Consider the following 18,582-nt stretch of genomic DNA (forward strand, 5'->3'; position numbering starts at 1 on the left):
AATTAGTGACGAGCTCCTTTCGATGGTCCTTGACCGCCATTCCTCCTGCGCTAGAGCAATCCCTTGATGTCTCCTGACACCGCCTCCTCCAGGTGGGGCGCCTCCCTTGACCTTGCCTGGCCAACACACATCATTGTCTACCTCCCTGATGTAGCCATTATGCGTCTGTGCCCCGGTGGCGGATAGTCGCTAAAGGCGGTAATGCTTGTAGGAAATTGACTACAACCTAGACCATTTACATCTATGAGGCTGGTTATTTAATAACCTTGTAACAGGGAATATAGGTCCGCCCCGGTAATTTCATGCGATTTTGCTGGGCAAAGGATTCAAGCAGTTCATCCACCGGGTGCATGATTTCAGGGTCTCCGTGCAACTCAAAGTGACCATGTTTTTCGATAGCACATATGCCATCTTCTTTCACATTGCCCGCCACTATGCCGGAAAAGGCGCGGCGCAGGTTTGCCGCCAATTGGTTAACGGGCTGGTTCTTGTGTAATTCCAGGTTGCGCATGTTGTCATGGGTTGGAATAAAGGGTTGTTGCAGGTCGTGGCTGATCCTGAGTTGCCAGTTGAAGTAATAGGCATCATCACTGTATTTGCGGAACTCACGGACTTTTTGAATGCCGGCTTTCATTTCCCGGGCAACTGCAGCGGGATCGTTGATGATGATCTTGTAATGCGATTGGGCTTCAGGTCCCAGGGTATCGGCAATAAATTTGTCCACGCGGGTAAAGTATTCCGCAGAATTTTCTGGACCGGTGAATACCAGTGGGAAGGGAATTTGTTGATTGTCGGGGTGTAACAGGATGCCCAGGATATACAGAATCTCTTCGGTCGTGCCTGCACCGCCAGGAAAAACAATAATCCCATGCCCCAGGCGAACAAAAGCCTCAAGGCGCTTTTCAATATCCGGCATGATAGCCAACTGGTTAACAATCGGGTTGGGGGCTTCAGCTGCAATAATGCCCGGCTCGGTGATACCAATGTAACGGCCATTGTTAATGCGCTGTTTGGCGTGGCCGATGGTGGCGCCTTTCATCGGGCCTTTCATGGCACCGGGACCGCAGCCGGTACAGATGTCTAATCCGCGCAGCCCCAATGCATAACCCACTTCTTTGGTGTAGTCATACTCGTTGCGGCTAATGGAGTGTCCGCCCCAGCATACGACCAGGTTGGGGTCCAGTCCCGGTTGCAACATGCCGGCATTGCGCAGCATATGAAACACGGCATCGGTAATGCCTTCGGATGCTTCCAGGTTGAATTTTGGATTGCCGTTAATTTCGTCGTGGGTGTAAATAACATCGCGCAATACGGTGAATAAATGTTCACTGATACCGCGAATCATTTTGTTATCGACAAACGCTTCTGCGGGAGCGCCTTTTACCGACAATTTTATACCGCGCTCTTCCTGCACAATGCTGATATCAAAATCCTTATAACGCTCCAGCAATTCCTTTCCATCATCCAGGTCGTTGCCGGTGTTGAGCACTGCCAGCGAGCAGTTGCGAAAGAGTTTGTATAAGCCGCTTTGGCTGGAGTCGAGTAACTTGGCGACCTCAACTTTGGAGAGGATATTTAATTGTCCGATGGGAGAGATTACTGCATCGATGGTTTGGTAACCATCGCTTGATTCGTTGATAACACGATAGGGTAGATCACTCATTGGGGGTCCTTAGCATATGAAATGCACATGGGTCGTTCTTATTGCAAGTGTAGAGCGAATTCAGCGCTTTGTATGTGTATTTGAATCACTCTTTTTTGATAGGAAATGGTTAAAAAACAAGCAGGAAATTGTGGTGTCTCATTCAGTAAGGCACGCAGGGTCAAAGACATATTCTCCGGAAAGCCATTGGATAATTTCCTGCGCATAGGGTGCGCTCTGCGATTGTTCGGTGAAGGGGCGATATATCTCAATCAATGCCAGTTTTTGGGCGTCGCTCATGTGTGAAAGCCCCTGATCCTGAAACAGTCCGAGATGTTGGTGAAGTTGTACTGCCATGGTGTTGCCTGGCAGCTCTTGCGCCAGCCTGTCAAATGTTTGCTGTGGCTGGTATTGGGCACCCTGTTCATAGGCAGCTATCAAACTTGCTATCGCCAGTTGTGATAACCAGGGTTGGTTCATGGGATTAATGGCATGTCCGTTGAGCTGGTTATGCAATTGGTGGTGGCTATAGGGAAATGCACGTAAATGCAGGTGGCTGGATTTAATAGCACCATCATTAACGGGATAGTTATCCCATAAAAACGGTTTGCGTTGGAATAGCTCACGCACCCTGTGCAAATGCGTTAACGCATATTCTGGTGAACACACTTTTTCTCCGGTCCAGAAAATATCAATTGCCTTATCCAATCCCTTGCCCAGGGCTTGCCAGTAGCCCTCAGGCATGGTGCCAAACACTTTTTCCAGCACCGGGTCAACACTGTAATAACTGGGGCAAAAAATAAGGCGATGTGCCAGTGATTCACTGGCGGCAAGGTGAACCAGATCCAGCTGTAATTGTGCGAGTTGCGGCAGGTCGCCGCGCATATCATCGAATAAGATGCAAAGGATGTCGGGTTGCAGAGATCTTATTTGTCGCACACGCTGGCGTAAACTACGGTGTTGGTTTTCCCGGGATTCGCGGTAAATATCCAGGGGGGACAAACCTATACCAAAGTGCAAGCCCAGTGTGTGGCACTGATGGCGTAACTTTTGTAGTTCACTTTGGGTTTCTGCAGGCCAGTCCAGTTGCCAATGGCGGCGTAGGTGTGCATCACTTTTGGGGGCGTAGATGTAAAAATCGTAGCCGTACCTGGCCAGAAATTGCAGGTGATCGCTGCGCTCCTGCCAGCTCCAGCTCTTACCGAAAAAACCTTCAATGGTGCCCAGTGGCTGGGCGGGATTTTTATACATGGGGAATGGATATCAGGTTGCAAAAATGTGCGCACATCATAATCGAAAAAAACATTTTGCACTTTGCCGGGGCACGGGGTTTTCCCCTGTGTTTGCGCTGCTTGTCGTTAATTGACACTCCATACCCATCTGCCTATCATAGCGGCCTTTTTGCAACCCTGTACTTGCGTAATTTATCGGTTGTTTGTGTCAAATTGCCGTGAAAAATACCTCCTTTGTACAGGTTTTACTCCTGCTTTCCTATCCGCAAGTTTGCGTTAAATCGAGAGTCTCTAGGATGGCTTGGTTGCACGCTGTTTTTGTTTAGGATGGTTGTATTGCTAGTAATTGCGTTACTAGATGAAAAGCCGGAGAAACCCATGATTGCAATCTAACCCCTATACAGGCAGCACCCAGGCATTATGTTCACGTTTTATGGCCCTGATACCCTCGTAATGGAGTAGTAAATGACCAATCCTATAACCCGCCCAATCGATTTACCCTCCTGGAAAGCCTTGCAAACCCATGCGGCACACATGAAAGGCCAGCATCTCAAGGATTTGTTTAGCAGCGATCAGGATCGTTTCAGCAAGTTTTCCATCCAGCACCCCAATCTTCTCCTCGACTACTCCAAAAACCTGATTACCGAAGAAACCAGGGCCGCACTCCTGGCGTTGGCGCGTGAGTCAGAGGTTGAATCCTGGCGCAGCAAGATGTTTGCCGGTGAGCATATCAATGCCACTGAGGATCGTGCAGTCATGCATGTTGCCCTGCGCGATAACTCCGGCAAACCTATCCTGATTGATGGTGTCGATGCTCGCCCCGCGATCCAGGCTGAGCTGGAGCGCATGCGCAAGCTCTCTGAGCAGGTGCGCTCCGGTCATTGGAAAGGTTATACCGGCAAAGCGATTACCGACGTGGTGAGTATCGGTATCGGCGGCTCCAACCTTGGTCCGCTGATGGTGACTGAGGCGCTCAATGCCTATAGCGATAAGCGTCTCACTATGCACTATGTCTCTAATATTGATGGTGTACAGATTGCGGAAGTCCTTGCCGGGTTGAGTCCGGAAACTACCCTGTTTGTGATCTCATCCAAGACCTTCACCACCCTGGAAACCATGACCAATGCCAAAACCGCAGAGGCCTGGTTTATGGCAGCTGCAGGGGATAGAGCCGCAATTGCCAAGCACTTTGTGGCCGTTTCAACAAACCGCAAGCTGGTTACCGCCTTTGGCATCGCCGAAGAGAACATCTTTGATATGTGGGATTGGGTTGGCGGTCGTTTTTCACTCTGGTCCGCTATAGGCCTGCCCATTGTGTTGTCGTTGGGATACGAAGCCTTTGTTGAACTGCTGCAAGGGGCTTACGAAATGGATCAGCACTTCCAGAGCGCTCCCCTGGAAGAGAATGCACCGGTACTGCTGGCGTTGGTCGGTATCTGGAATCGCAATTTTCTGGGTTATCCCGCCCATGCCCTTTTGCCCTATGACCAGTGCCTGCACCGTTTCCCTGCCTATATGCAGCAGGCGGAAATGGAGAGTAACGGCAAGTCGGTTAACTGGGCTGGCGAAGCAATCAGTTATGGCAGTGTGCCGTTAGTGTGGGGGGAAGTGGGTATTAATGGCCAGCATGCCTTCTATCAAATGTTGCACCAGGGCACTGACATTATCCCCGCCGATTTTATCGGTTCTGTTGAGCCCAATATTGTGGTTGAAGGCCACCATGATGCCCTGATGGCCAACTTTTTTGCCCAAACCCAGGCATTGATGCTGGGCTGTGATGCAGACCAGGTGCGCCGCGATTTGACGGCCAAGGGCGTTCCCGCCGCACGTATTGAGGAAATCGTTGAACACAAGGTTCATCGCGGTAACCGTCCCACCAATACGCTGCTATTGCCGAAAGTCACCGCGAAAGCCCTCGGGTCATTAATTGCGCTCTATGAGCACAAAATCTTTGTTCAAGGTATTATTTGGCGCATTCACTCCTTCGATCAGTGGGGGGTAGAGTTGGGTAAGGTGCTGGCGGCTGGTATTCAGCCGGAATTGAACCTGACCAAGGCTACCAACCCTGGCCATGATGCTTCGACGCGTAATCTCATCGACTATTACAAGCGCGCTAAAGCGAATCAGTAATGCCGCTACGGCGAGCCTGGCAGATGGTGCTGCTTTTGCATGCTGGATTGCCAGGGGCCGTGTGGGCAGGGATGCCGTGACACCTGACCGGGTGTTGCAAGGAGGCATAAAAGAACTCACACAACAGCAAAGTGCCCGGCAACGTATCGGGTGCCATGTGTGCGCCTGCAGGGTGTTATCTCCAGGGCGCAAAACCCCTTGGGCCGGAACCTTCGCGCCTGAGTTTACCTACGAGCAATGGTGTTCCGATGACTGATGTGCTAGCTACAGATCCAAGATTGGTCGAAATTACCGAGCGAATCATCGCTCGCAGCAAAGATACCCGCGCTGCCTACCTGGCGCGTATCAACCGATTCCGCAGCAAGGGTCCGGCACGCCACCACTTGGGCTGCGCTAATTTGGCTCACGGTTTTGCCGCTTGTAATACCGCTGATAAAGAGGCCCTGGCTGAAGGCCAGGCGCCTAACCTGGGGGTTGTATCGGCCTATAACGAGATGCTCTCTGCACACGTCCCCTATGGCGAATACCTGGAGCCGATTAAGGCGGCCGCCAAAGAAATGGGTATGACTGCACAAATGGCGGGCGGTGTGCCGGCTATGTGCGATGGCGTTACCCAGGGCTATCCGGGTATGGAAATGTCGCTGTTCAGTCGCGATGTGATCGCCATGAGCACGGCGATTGCGCTGTCCCACGATATGTTTGATGGCGCCATGTGCCTGGGGGTGTGCGACAAGATTGTGCCGGGCCTGATGATCGGTGCCTTGTCCTTTGGCCAATTGCCCATCGTATTTATTCCTGCCGGCCCTATGACTCCGGGCTTGTCCAATGCTGAAAAAGCCAAGGCGCGCCAGCTGTTTGCGGAGGGTAAGGTCGGTCGCAAAGAGCTGCTGGCAGCGGAGAGTGCCTCTTACCATAGCGCCGGAACCTGTACTTTCTACGGTACTGCCAATACCAACCAGATGCTCATGGAAATCATGGGGATGCATTTGCCTGGCAGTACGTTTATCAATCCCTATACCCCGTTGCGCGATGCCCTGACCCGTGCCCATGTTCACCAGTTGGCGCGGATTACACGCGATCAATCCGTGACCCTGGCGGAGATAGTCACAGAAAAGTCTGTTATTAACGGTATTGTGGGTTTGATGGCGACCGGTGGCTCTACCAACCATGCCATGCACGTGGTGGCTATAGCCCGCGCCGCGGGTGTGCAAATTAATTGGCAAGACTTGTCTGACATTTCCGATATAATCCCCCTCATGTGCCGTATTTACCCAAATGGCCTTGCGGACGTAAACCGCTTCCAGGCTGTGGGTGGTATGGGATTCCTGATTCGTGAGCTGCGCCATGCGGGACTGCTGCACGATGATGTGAAAACCATCATGGGGGAGGGCGGTTTGTCGCACTACACCCAGGAGCCCTTCCTGGAGGATGGCGAGCTGGTATGGCGCGAAGCGCCTATTGAGAGCCTGGATGATTCCGTATTGCGTCCAATGGGTAGGCCGTTTGCCCCTGAAGGTGGCCTGCGCCTGCTCAAGGGGAATATAGGGCGCTCAGTGATCAAGATTTCAGCTGTTAAGCCTGAGCATCGCAAAGTTGTGGCACCGGCAGTGGTGTTCCACAACCAGGCTGAACTCCAGGACGCTTTCAAGCGCGGTGAATTGGAAAAAGATTTTATTGCCGTGGTGCGTTTCCAGGGACCCAAGGCCTGCGGTATGCCGGAGCTGCACAAATTGACTCCACCCTTGGGTGTGTTGCAAGACCGCGGCTTCAAGGTGGCCCTGGTAACCGATGGTCGTATGTCCGGCGCCTCTGGTAAAATCCCTGCCGCCATACATATGACACCGGAAGCGCTGGATAATGGTGTGATTGGCCTGATTCGCGACGGTGACCTGATTGAGCTGGATGCAGAGAGCGGCAGTTTGCAACTGCTGGTCAGCGATGAAGTGCTGGCGAGCCGCACACCGGCCCAGTGCGACCTGAACGAGGTTCACTATGGCATGGGGCGCGAATTGTTTGCCCCCCTGCGCGCCACTGTGGGCCTGGCCGAAGAAGGAGCTACTGTTTTTAACTGGTGACCAGTTAACTGACCCCGAACCCTGTTCGGGGTCTTCGTTTTTATTACCTGGCCTGCTGTTGCGGCGGCAGGCTACACGATCTAGAACCACTGACAGGATTAGCTCACATGCTTGAGGCATTTGATTTTGTTATTTTTGGCGGGGCCGGTGATTTGGCACTGCGCAAACTCATCCCGGGCCTGTACCGTGCGCACCGTGAAGGCGCGCTACCGAACGGGGCACGTATTATCCCCACCTGCCGCAATACGCAAATGGTGACGGAATATAAAAACAAAGTACGTGATGCTGCCAAAGAGCATTTGAATGCCGATGAATTTGTGGATGCGGATTGGGACAGTTTCGCCAATCGACTCCACCCTGTTTTTGTAGATATTGCCACTCGCGATGAACATTGGGACGCGCTTGCCCAATTGATGAACACAGGTGGTAACAGCCAGCGTGTGTTTTACCTATCGACGCCACCGTCTGTATTCAGCGTATGTTGTAAGCATTTGCACGAATCCGGTCTCATTACCGAGAGCGCTCGTGTTGTGGTAGAAAAACCGCTGGGCTATGACGGTAAAACGGCAGAGGAAATTAACAGCCAGATCGCCGAGTATTTCCGTGAGGAAGCCATCTACCGCATCGACCATTACCTGGGCAAAGAAACTGTGCAAAACCTGTTGGCCCTGCGTTTTGCCAACGGTATGTTCGAACACCTGTGGGACGCCAGGTCTATTGACCATGTGCAGATTACGATTTCAGAAACCGTAGGCCTTGAAGGCCGTGCCGGTTTCTATGATGGCGCTGGTGCATTGCGTGACATGGTGCAAAACCACATTTTGCAACTGCTCTGCCTGGTGGCGATGGAGTCACCCAATCGCATGACTGCCGAGCGTATCCGCGCAGAAAAACTCAAGGTGCTGGAAAGCCTGCGTCCGCTGACGGGCAACACTGTCAAATACAACACCGTGCGCGGCCAGTACGTCGCCGGTGATATGAACGATAAGCAGGTTCCCGGTTACCTGGATGAATTGGGTAAGCCAAGCGATACCGAGACCTTTGTGGCAATTCGCGCGTACATTGACAATTCACGCTGGGCTAACGTGCCTTTCTACTTGCGTACCGGCAAGCGTATGAAGCAGCGTTTTGCCGAGATCGTGATCCAGTACAAAGATGTCGCCCACCGCGTTTATCCGGAGTCTGCCGGTGCTGCTACCCCCAACCGCCTGGTGATTCGCCTACAACCGGAAGAAAGTATCAAGATCATCATGATTTCCAAGGATCTTGAAAAGCACGAGACACGCCTGCGCCCGGTGGCACTCAATTTGAACTTTGCGGATACCTATAAAGATTTCTACTCGGACGCCTACAAGCGCCTGATGCTGGATGCCGCTGCTGGTGATGCCAGCCTGTTTATCCACCGCGCTGAGGTGGATGCCGCCTGGGCCTGGATTGATCCGATTATCGAAGCCTGGCAGCGCCCGGAAAACAAACCCCACGGCTATATGGCGGGAAGCTGGGGGCCGCAGGCCTCGGCGCAAATGCTGGCCAGTGATCGCCGCCGCTGGTTCTCGATTGATGAAGTGTTATCGGGAGCCGATCAGGAATGGTAATCGAGCGTTTGTTTGACAGTCGTGCCGAGATGATTGCCGCACTCCAGGTGGAGTGTGAGGCAGCGTTGCGCAATGCTATCGAAGAGCGCGGCGAAGCCACTTTTATGGTGTCCGGTGGCAGTACACCCGAGCCGCTCTACAAGGCGCTGAGCGAGGTGGGGTTGGATTGGGAATTGGTGTATGTCGCCCTGGTGGACGAGCGCTGGGTAGCCTTTGATCACCCGCGCAGCAACGAGGCTTTTGTTGTTCGCTCCCTGGTGCAAAACAAGGCGGCCAGTACCAACCTGATCGGTATGAAAAATACGGCAGCGACACCGGAGGAGGGCCTGGCTGATTGCGAGGTTGCTTATCAGCAGCTGTCACAGCCTTACGCTATTACTATCCTGGGCATGGGGTCCGACGGTCATACCGCTTCCTGGTTCCCCAATGCACAGGGATTGGACAAGGCGCTGACCACCGACCAGCTCTGTGCCGCTGTCACAGCACAGCAAAGTGCAGTCACTGGCGAGGAAGTCGAGCGCATGACGCTCTCCCTCAACGGGGTATTGCAATCAAAGACGCTGGTTTTATTGCTGACCGGCGAAGAAAAACTCCAGGTCTTCCGCGCTGCCCAGGCGGGAACCCAGGTACATGACATGCCCATTCGCGCGCTGTTGCAACAGCAGCAGGTTCCATTGACGCTCTATTGGGCTCCCTGATTTTTGTGTGACGCAACGAGGAAAACCACAGTGGCTTTAACCATCGATCAAATTCTCAAAGTAGCGCCGGTTGTACCTGTTATGGTCGTCGAGCGCATCGAAGATGCCGTACCCCTGGCGACCGCACTTTACAACGGTGGCCTGAAAGTGTTGGAGATCACGCTGCGTACGCCCTGCGCACTGGATGCTATCAGCGCCATGGTAGAGGCCCTGCCGGATGATGCGGTGATTGGTGCGGGAACTATTATCACCCCGAAAGATCTTGATGCTGCCGTGAAGGCCGGATCTACCTTTATGGTAAGCCCGGGTACCACGCCAGCGCTGATCGAAGCCGCCAAGGCCTGCCCGGTGCCATTGCTGGCTGGTGTGGCGACTCCCACTGAAGCCATGCACCTGTTGGTAGAAGGTTTCACCCACCAGAAATTCTTCCCGGCAGAAGCCGCCGGTGGTGTTCCCATGTTGAAGTCCATCGCGGGTCCACTGCCGCAGATTACCTTTTGCCCCACCGGTGGTATTGACCTGGCCAAGGCTCCCAGTTACCTGGCGCTGCCTAACGTGGCTTGTGTGGGGGGAACCTGGATGGCACCTAAAGAATTGATGAAAGCCGGACGCTGGGAAGAGATTGAACGCCTGGCCCGTGAAGCAGCCAGCCTGCCTCGCTAAGGCAGGATAGAGATCCGGCAAGAGAACCCGTTTTGAATTATCGGCCCGCGCGAGCGGGCAAACTTTTTTAACCTAGGAGAAAGCAATGACTATTCGTGTGGCAATTAATGGTTATGGTCGTATCGGTCGCAATGTGTTGCGCGCGCTTTATGAGTCCGGCAAGCGCAGCCAAATCCAGATCGTGGGTATTAACGATTTGGGCGATGCCAAACTCAATGCCCACCTGACCAAGTACGATTCTGTACACGGCACTTTCAACGGCACTGTTGCGGTGGAAGGTGATCACCTGATCGTTAACGGTGATGCTATTCGCATTACCTCCGAGCGCGACCCGGCTAAATTGCCCTGGGGTGAGCTGAATGTAGATGTTGTCTACGAATGTACCGGTATTTTCACCAGCAAAGAGAAAGCCTCTGCCCACCTGGCGGCCGGTGCAAAAAAAGTGATTATTTCTGCTCCGGGTACCGAGGTTGATGCCACGGTGGTATTCGGTGTAAACCACAATGTGCTGAAAGCCACGGATAGCGTGATCTCCAACGCTTCCTGTACCACCAACTGCCTGGCGCCTGTCGCCAAGGTGCTGAATGACAAGTTCGGCATTGTGCAGGGCTCCATGACCACCATTCACGCGTATACCAACGACCAGGTACTGTCTGATGTGTTCCACAAGGATATCTACCGCGCTCGCTCTGCCACCCAATCCATGATTCCGACAACGACCGGTGCGGCCAAAGCGGTTGGCCTGGTTCTGCCTGAGCTGAAAGGCAAGTTGGACGGTATCTCTGTCCGCGTACCTACCATCAACGTTTCTTTGGTTGACTTGAACGTACTGGTAGAAAAAGACGTAAGTGTCGAAGCCATCAATGCGGCTATGAAAGAAGCTGCCGAAAAGGAAATGCCAGGTGTTTTGGCGTATGTCACCGAGCCGTTGGTCTCTGTGGACTTTAACCACAATCCGCACTCATCCAACTATGACTCCTTGCAAACCAAGGTCTACGGCAAATGGGTCAAGGTGTTGAGCTGGTACGACAACGAGTGGGGTTTCTCCAACCGTATGTTGGATAACACCCTTGCACTGATGTCAGCCAAATAATAAGAAGAGAATTGATTATGTTAAGACGCACCAAGATCGTCAGTACCTTGGGCCCGGCCTCGGAATCTCCCGAGGTTCTGGAAAAGTTGATTCTGGCGGGCGTTAACGTCGTCCGCTTGAACTTCTCCCATGGTTCACCGGAAGACCACAAATACCGTGCCGAGACCGTCCGTGCCCTGGCCGCCAAACACAACCGCTATGTGGCGGTATTGGGTGACCTGCAAGGTCCAAAAATCCGTGTCGCTCGTTTTAAAGATGGCAAGATCCATCTGAAAGTGGGTGACAAGTTTGTGTTGGATGCCTCGCTGGAACGCGATGCCGGTACCCAGGAGCAAGTGGGTATCGACTACAAAGAGCTGCCTAACGATTGCAAACCCGGCGATATTTTGTTGCTGGATGACGGCCGTGTGGTGCTTAAGGTTGATCGTGTTGAGGGTACGCGCATTTACACCACCACCAAGGTGGGTGGCCCCTTGTCCAATAACAAGGGTATCAACCGCCAGGGCGGTGGTTTAACGGCACCCGCCTTGACGGAAAAAGACCTGGCAGATATCAAAACTGCTGCGGAAATTGATGTGGATTACCTCGCGGTTTCCTTCCCGCGCAGTGCAGAGGACATGAACTATGCCCGTCGCCTGATGGAAGAGGCGGGTGGTCGCGCCGGCCTGGTTTCCAAGGTGGAACGTGCCGAAGCCGTTGCCGATGACGAAACCCTGGACGACATTATCCGCGCCAGCGATGCCGTGATGGTGGCGCGTGGTGACCTGGGGGTTGAAATTGGGGATGCAGCCCTGATCGGTGTACAAAAACGCATCATTGCGCGCTCACGTGCACTGAACAAGGTGGTAATCACCGCAACCCAGATGATGGAATCCATGATCAACAGCCCGCTGCCAACCCGTGCAGAGGTGTTTGACGTGGCTAACGCGGTACTGGACGGTACCGATGCGGTGATGTTGTCTGCCGAGACGGCTGCCGGTAGTTATCCGGTAGAAACGGTTGAAGCCATGGTGCGTATTATTCTCGGTGCCGAAAAGCACCCCACCGCCAGTGCTGATACCTACCGCATGGATCAGGCGTTCAACGGTATCGATGAGTCCATTGCGCTGGCGGCTATGTTCACTGCCAACCACCTGTCGGGTGTGAAAGCCATCATTGCCTTCACCGAGTCGGGCAGTACCCCGCGCCTGATGTCCCGTGTTGGATCGCAACTCCCGATCTTTGCTTTCTCACGCCATGTGAACACCCAGCGTAAGGTTGCCCTGTATCGCGGTGTGCACCCGGTAGCCTTTGATACGGAAGCTGTGCCCAGTGCGCAGGATTTCGTCCGCGCTATCGACCTGTTGAAGAGCAAAAACATTCTTACCGATGGTGATATGGTGATTGTGTCCTGCGGTGATACCAATCTGTTAGGTGGCACCAATAGCCTGAAAATCCTGCGGGTGGGTGACAAACTCGCCTGATAGGTGTCGCAGTCTTATCGGTCTAAAAAACGGCAGCATGACTGCCGTTTTTTTTGCCTGGGATTTGATTCTGGGTTGCCTGTGGAAAATGCTGGCAATGCAGGTAATGTTCCCGGGGTTGCCTGGGTATGATGCGGGTTTGGTCAAATAAGTGGAGTCGAGCGTGAATAAGCGATTACTGGTAGCTGGATTATGTAGCCTGGGGTTGTGTGTCAGTTCCCTTGTCCAGGCATTGGAACTGTTGCGGGCCGACTGGCAGCAGGGCGGCGTAATTATCGGGCAGGTTCCCGAGGGTACACAGGTGGAATATGCCGGCAAACGATTGCAATTATCGGAGGATAGGCAGTTCGTGATCGGTTTGGGACGCGATGCACCTGCCGAGGCCAGGATCATCACCGTTGATGCCCGGGGACAGCGCCAGCAGCATCTATTTAAGGTGCAACAGCGCCAATACAACATCCAGAAAGTGACCGGTGTCCCGCAGAAAACCGTAACGCCTGACCCGGAGCAGGTTGAACGTGCCAGGCGCGAAGCGCAAATGGCAACGGAGGCACGCAAGGTCGATTTACCCCTGACATTTTTTGCCCAACCATTTGTCTGGCCATTGCAGGGGCGTATCACGGGTGTCTATGGCAGTCAGCGTTTTTATAACGGTGTCCCCAACAACCCCCACTATGGTGTGGATATCGCCCGCCCGGTAGGCACTTTGGTGACAGCGCCTGCGGGGGGACTGGTCACCCTGGCACATCCGGACATGTTTTTTTCGGGGGGAACCCTGATTATCGACCACGGCCATGGATTGTCCTCAACCTTTATCCACCTGAGTGAAATCCTGGTTAAAAAGGGGGACTCCATTACCCAGGGACAGGTAATTGCCAAGGTGGGTATGACCGGGCGTGCGACAGGGCCCCACCTGGATTGGCGGATGAACTGGTTTGAGGAGCGAGTGGATCCACAATTGCTGGTTGGCCCTATGCCAAAAGATTCAGTAACGGAGTCGTCCCGGTAAGGCGACATCAAGGGAGAGGATTTTACCCATGGTGCGAGTCATTCAATTCCTGCTGGCCTTTGCCCTTGGTGCGGCCAGCTTGCTGTACCTCCAATCCCAAGGGTGGCAGACCCTGCGTTATCGCTTTTCTCCCGTGACAGAGTTCGCCGATGGTGCCAGCTATCAGGGACAGCATAATAAGCAAGGTCAATTGGACGGCTGGGGGCGAATGACCTGGCGCAACGGCGACAGTTATGAAGGTGAGTTCCGCCAGGGGTTGTTCCATGGCCAGGGAACGCTGATTTCCGCACAAATCGCGATTTACCAGGGGCAGTTTGTCGATGGTTATGAGGAGGGCAGGGGGCGGCTGGACTATAGCGATGGCAGTCATTATGAAGGCGAGTTCAAGGCGGGGCTTTTTGACGGGCAGGGGCGTTTTACCCTGGTCGATGGCGGTGTTTATGACGGCACTTTTGTCGCTGGCAAAATGCAGGGACAAGGACGCTGGCGCTATAGCGATCAGTCCATGTACACCGGCGAGGTCAAGGATGGTATCCGGCATGGGCAAGGTGAACTGCTGCAACCTGATGGCGCCAAATATACCGGGGAGTTCAGCGATGGGAGAATGCAGGGAAATGGCATCTTTACCGATGCTAAAGGTGCGAGCTACAGTGGTGAATTTCAGCAGGACATGTTTACCGGTAAGGGGATTTATACCGACCCTGATGGCTACACCTATATCGGCGAATTTGAAAATTGGCAATTGCATGGAGCAGGGATGCAGACGGACAAAGAGGGTAATCAATGGCAGGGACAATTCAAGCGTGGCCTGCTGGATGGAAAAGGCAGTTTTATCGCCAAAAATGGCGAGGAATATAACGGGGATTTCAAACTGGGGCACTACCACGGCAAAGGTAAGCTGGTTCAACCTGACGGTGATATTTACGAAGGGGCGTTTGAATATGGGCGCAAGCATGGCACAGGCGAACTCACCTACAAGCAACCGCTGGATGGACTCACCCGGATAAAAGGGCGCTGGCACTACAACAAACTGGTGAATGGCGGCAAATCCGTCAAAATCTACAGCGGTGAGGAAATCACACATTTTGCCATGGAGCAACAATCAACGGTCCTGAAGCAAGCACTTGAGTCCATACGTGTATCTGATCCGCACAAGATTGAGTTTTACAGCCTGGTGATCGCCGGCGATGGGACTGAAGAAGTATTTCGCCGTGAAACCCGCTTTATTGAAAATTTATTCACCCGGCAGTATGGGGTAGCGGACACCGGTATTTACTTGGTCAACAGCCAGCGCTCACTGGATAAACCCCTGGCGAGCCTGTCGAGCATCAGCGCCGCCATCCAGCGCATTGCTGAGCGCATGGATAAGGAAAAAGACATTTTCTTCCTCTATATCACCAGTCACGGTTCCAAAAAGCGCACCATTTCCCTCAAACATAATGGCATCACCCTGGCTGATATTCCCGCTGCCTGGCTGGGCAAACAACTGAAAAACTCAGGGATACAACACCGGGTTGTACTCTTGTCGGCCTGTTATTCAGGCGGTTTTATTGATGATTTGCGCGACGAATATACGCTGGTTATGACAGCAGCCTCGGCGGAAAAAACATCATTTGGTTGTTCTGATGACAGCCAATTTACCTATTTCGGTCGAGCCTATTTCCAGGACGCACTGCAGCCCGGCGTCGATTTTGAGGCGGCCTTTGAACGTGCAAAGGCGCTGGTCAGTGAATGGGAGAGCGAGCAGAAGCTAACGCCTTCCGAACCCCAAATCCATCGCAGTGAGGCGGTGCTCAAACAATTGCGCCGTTGGCAGGATGAACGATCTGCCAATGATTTAAATCCCTAATTAGTGCCATAGCAGTGTGGCTCTAGAGACAGCGCCATAATTCGCAGTGTAAGATACCGCCCCCGGTTAGCCTGAGTGAGCGTCAAGTTTATGATTGATAAAAAATTACTCAGTATTCTGGTATGCCCGGTCAGTAAAGGGGAGCTGGAATATCATCCAGAACAGCAGGAATTGGTGTGCTGGCAAAGTGGCCTGGCTTATCCAATCCGCGATGGAATTCCTGTCATGCTGGAACAGGAGGCGCGTAAACTCACGGCAGAGGAACTGGATGCCCATCATCGCTGAGCAGTGCACCGGGCAAAAATAACGTTCTCCAATACCAGAGCTGCATTTAAGAGTTGCACAAAATTTAAACCATTAGTGGAAACCCTATGAAGAGCGCTGAAATTCGCGACGCCTTTTTAAAGTACTTTGAGAGCAAAGGTCATACAGTAGTAGCCAGTAGCTCGCTGGTTCCCGGCAACGATCCCACCCTGTTATTTACCAATGCCGGGATGAACCAGTTCAAGGATGTTTTCCTCGGCGGCGAAACTCGCTCCTATACCCGTGCAGCCAGCTCACAGCGCTGTGTCCGCGCTGGCGGTAAGCACAATGATCTTGAAAATGTGGGTTATACCGCGCGTCACCACACCTTCTTTGAAATGTTGGGTAACTTCAGCTTTGGCGATTATTTCAAGCGCGATGCTATTGCCTATGCCTGGGAATTCCTGACCTCGAAAGCATGGCTGAATATTCCCGCTGAAAAACTCTGGGTCACTGTCTACGCGTCGGATGATGAAGCCTACGCTATTTGGCACAACGAGGTTGGCGTCCCTGCCGAGCGCATCATCCGTATCGGTGACAACAAAGGTGCTCCCTACGCCTCTGATAATTTCTGGGCGATGGGTGATACCGGCCCTTGTGGTCCCTGTACCGAAATCTTCTACGACCACGGCCCGGACATCTGGGGTGGCCCACCTGGTTCGCCCGAAGAAGACGGTGATCGTTATATTGAAATCTGGAACAACGTCTTCATGCAGTTCAACCGCACTGCAGATGGTGTACTGCATCCCTTGCCCGCCCCTTCAGTGGATACCGGGATGGGGCTGGAACGTATTTCTGCAGTGATGCAGCACGTCCATTCCAACTACGAAATTGATCTGTTCCAGCATTTGCTCAGCGCTGCCGTTGAAGCGACGGGTACCAGCGACCTGGAGAGCAAATCCCTGCGCGTGATTGCCGACCATATCCGCTCCTGCTCATTCCTGGTCAGCGATGGTGTGCTTCCTTCTAACGAAGGTCGCGGTTATGTGTTGCGCCGTATTATCCGTCGCGCTATTCGCCACGGTAATAAATTGGGGCAGAAGCAGCCTTTCTTCCACAAGCTGGTAAAAGCCCTGGCGGAAGTGATGGGTGATGCCTATCCGGAATTGCATAAGAACCGCGCCCATATCGAGCGGGTATTGCTGCAGGAAGAAGAGCAATTTGAGAAAACCCTGGATAAGGGAATTGCCGTACTTGAAGATGCCCTGGCCAAATTGTCCGGTACAGAAATTCCCGGCAAGTTGGTATTTACCCTCTATGACACCTATGGCTTTCCAGTTGACCTGACCAACGATATTGCCCGTGAGCGCGGCCTCACGATTGATCAGGACGGTTACGATGCCGCTATGGCTGAGCAGCGCGCCCGTGCCCGTGCTGCGGGTACCTTTAAAGTGGACTACAGTGCTGTTGGATTGGATCTGCCCGCCACCGAGTTCCTGGGCTACCGCCAGTTGGCCGAGCAGGGTAAGGTGGTTGCGCTGATCAAAGACAGCAAAAAAGTGGATCGCCTGGTAGAAGGTGATGATGGTGTAGTTGTTTTGGATCGCACCCCTTTCTACGCTGAGTCTGGTGGCCAGGCAGGTGATTGTGGTTATCTGGAGCAGGGCGGCAATCGCCTGGAAGTGCGCGATTGCCAGAAGCAGGCGAATGCCCATTTGCATCTTGTGCATGTACTTCAGGGGGCTATTTCGGTCGGTGATGTGTTTGGCGCTAAAGTGGATGCCAATGTGCGTCAGGCAACAGCCCTCAACCACTCGGCCACCCATTTAATGCATGCTGCGCTGCGCAAGGTATTGGGTGAACATGTGACCCAGAAGGGTTCATTGGTAGACTCCGAGCGTTTGCGTTTTGACTTTTCCCATTTTGAAGCAGTAACTCCCGAGCAGTTGAAAACTATCGAAACCCTGGTTAATGACCAGGTTCGCGCCAATTCAGCAGTTGCCACTGAACTCTGTGATATGGATACCGCCAAGGCCAAGGGTGCCATGGCGTTGTTCGGCGAAAAATATGGCGACACCGTGCGGGTGTTAACCATGGGCGATGGCTTCTCTGTAGAGCTGTGTGGCGGTACCCACGTAGCCCGTACGGGGGATATAGGCGTGTTTCGCATTACATCGGAGTCCGGAGTGGCTGCCGGAATCCGTCGTATAGAGGCAATTACCGGCACCAAGGCCCTGGCGCTTTTTGACCAGGTGGAGTCCCTGGTCGATGCAGCGGCTCGTAGCATTAAGGCTAATCGCGATAACCTGTTGGAAAAACTGGATGCGTTGGTTGCCCAAAACCGCAAGCTGGAAAAAGACCTGGCCGGTTTAAAAACCCGGTTGGCAACAGCCGGCAGTGGCGATGTGTTGAGCCAGGCCCAGGATGTGAATGGTATAAAAGTGCTTGCCCTCAATCTTGAGGGCGCTGATGCCAGGTCATTGCGCGATACGGTTGACCAGTTCAAGAATAAGCTGGGCAGCGCAGTCGTGCTGCTCGCAGCGGTTGAAAATGACAAGGTATCTTTGGTTGCAGGCGTCACTCAGGATATTACGGCCAAGGTTAAGGCGGGTGATCTGATGGCTCATGTGGCTGGCCAGATTGGCGGTAAGGGCGGTGGTCGCCCTGATATGGCCCAGGGGGGCGGGACCGATGTGGCCAGATTGGCTGATGCCTTGGCATCGGTTTTGCCTTGGGTCAATGCTCAGCTTGGCTAAATGCTGAGCGAAATGGTGTAAGAAGTGTGACAAATACGCTTTTTATCACCCATTTGGGTTAACTTTTATCGCAATCTGGTGTTTAATTGGCCCCTTTTTGTGATCTGGTTATTAGTTATTAGCGTCTTATTAGA

13 protein-coding genes are annotated in these 18,582 nt (G+C 53.2%); 11 read left to right on the forward strand and 2 right to left on the reverse strand.

The window, feature by feature from the left end:
- Positions 1-253: 253 nt before the first annotated feature.
- Both ppnN and CJA_RS06610 read right to left on the reverse strand, forming a co-directional pair.
- Complete coding sequence (gene ppnN, locus CJA_RS06605; RefSeq protein ID WP_012486982.1) at positions 254-1,663, reverse strand: nucleotide 5'-monophosphate nucleosidase PpnN; 1,410 nt, start codon at positions 1,661-1,663, stop codon at positions 254-256.
- A gap of 138 nt (positions 1,664-1,801) precedes the next feature.
- Positions 1,802-2,893 carry a beta-N-acetylglucosaminidase domain-containing protein gene (locus tag CJA_RS06610; protein ID WP_012486983.1) on the reverse strand — a complete coding sequence of 364 codons (1,092 nt, stop codon included), beginning with the start codon at positions 2,891-2,893 and terminating at the stop codon, positions 1,802-1,804.
- 446 nt (positions 2,894-3,339) lie between these two features.
- Here CJA_RS06610 and pgi point away from each other — a divergent pair, with 446 nt between their 5' ends.
- The 11 genes from pgi (at position 3,340) to alaS (ending at position 18,448) form a co-directional block, all read left to right on the forward strand.
- A complete protein-coding gene (gene pgi / locus CJA_RS06615; RefSeq protein ID WP_012486984.1) occupies positions 3,340-5,004 on the forward strand; it encodes a glucose-6-phosphate isomerase in 1,665 nt (554 codons plus the stop codon).
- Between the two features lie 248 nt (positions 5,005-5,252).
- Positions 5,253-7,079 carry a phosphogluconate dehydratase gene (edd, locus tag CJA_RS06620; RefSeq protein ID WP_041551217.1) on the forward strand — a complete coding sequence of 609 codons (1,827 nt, stop codon included), beginning with the start codon at positions 5,253-5,255 and terminating at the stop codon, positions 7,077-7,079.
- Between the two features lie 107 nt (positions 7,080-7,186).
- Positions 7,187-8,674, forward strand: coding sequence for a glucose-6-phosphate dehydrogenase (zwf, locus tag CJA_RS06625; RefSeq protein WP_012486986.1), 1,488 nt, complete (start codon positions 7,187-7,189; stop codon positions 8,672-8,674).
- The gene (pgl, locus tag CJA_RS06630) at positions 8,668-9,372 is read left to right on the forward strand and encodes a 6-phosphogluconolactonase (RefSeq protein ID WP_012486987.1); all 705 of its coding nucleotides are present in this window, start codon (positions 8,668-8,670) and stop codon (positions 9,370-9,372) included. Before zwf ends, pgl begins: the two co-directional genes overlap by 7 nt.
- A gap of 30 nt (positions 9,373-9,402) precedes the next feature.
- A complete protein-coding gene (gene eda, locus CJA_RS06635) occupies positions 9,403-10,035 on the forward strand; it encodes a bifunctional 4-hydroxy-2-oxoglutarate aldolase/2-dehydro-3-deoxy-phosphogluconate aldolase (RefSeq protein WP_012486988.1) in 633 nt (210 codons plus the stop codon).
- An 85-nt stretch (positions 10,036-10,120) separates the two neighbouring features.
- Complete coding sequence (gap, locus tag CJA_RS06640) at positions 10,121-11,128, forward strand: type I glyceraldehyde-3-phosphate dehydrogenase (protein WP_012486989.1); 1,008 nt, start codon at positions 10,121-10,123, stop codon at positions 11,126-11,128.
- A gap of 17 nt (positions 11,129-11,145) precedes the next feature.
- On the forward strand, positions 11,146-12,591 hold the full coding sequence (gene pyk, locus CJA_RS06645; RefSeq protein ID WP_012486990.1) for a pyruvate kinase: 1,446 nt from the start codon (positions 11,146-11,148) through the stop codon (positions 12,589-12,591).
- Positions 12,592-12,754: 163 nt separating this feature from the next.
- On the forward strand, positions 12,755-13,600 hold the full coding sequence (locus CJA_RS06650; protein WP_012486992.1) for a M23 family metallopeptidase: 846 nt from the start codon (positions 12,755-12,757) through the stop codon (positions 13,598-13,600).
- Positions 13,601-13,628: 28 nt separating this feature from the next.
- A complete protein-coding gene (locus tag CJA_RS06655; protein WP_012486993.1) occupies positions 13,629-15,449 on the forward strand; it encodes a C13 family peptidase in 1,821 nt (606 codons plus the stop codon).
- 90 nt (positions 15,450-15,539) lie between these two features.
- Complete coding sequence (locus CJA_RS06660) at positions 15,540-15,734, forward strand: Trm112 family protein (RefSeq protein ID WP_041552071.1); 195 nt, start codon at positions 15,540-15,542, stop codon at positions 15,732-15,734.
- 86 nt (positions 15,735-15,820) lie between these two features.
- On the forward strand, positions 15,821-18,448 hold the full coding sequence (gene alaS, locus CJA_RS06665) for an alanine--tRNA ligase (protein ID WP_012486995.1): 2,628 nt from the start codon (positions 15,821-15,823) through the stop codon (positions 18,446-18,448).
- The last annotated feature ends 134 nt before the right edge of the window (positions 18,449-18,582 follow it).

The organism is Cellvibrio japonicus Ueda107 (genome assembly GCF_000019225.1).
Taxonomy (GTDB): domain Bacteria; phylum Pseudomonadota; class Gammaproteobacteria; order Pseudomonadales; family Cellvibrionaceae; genus Cellvibrio; species Cellvibrio japonicus.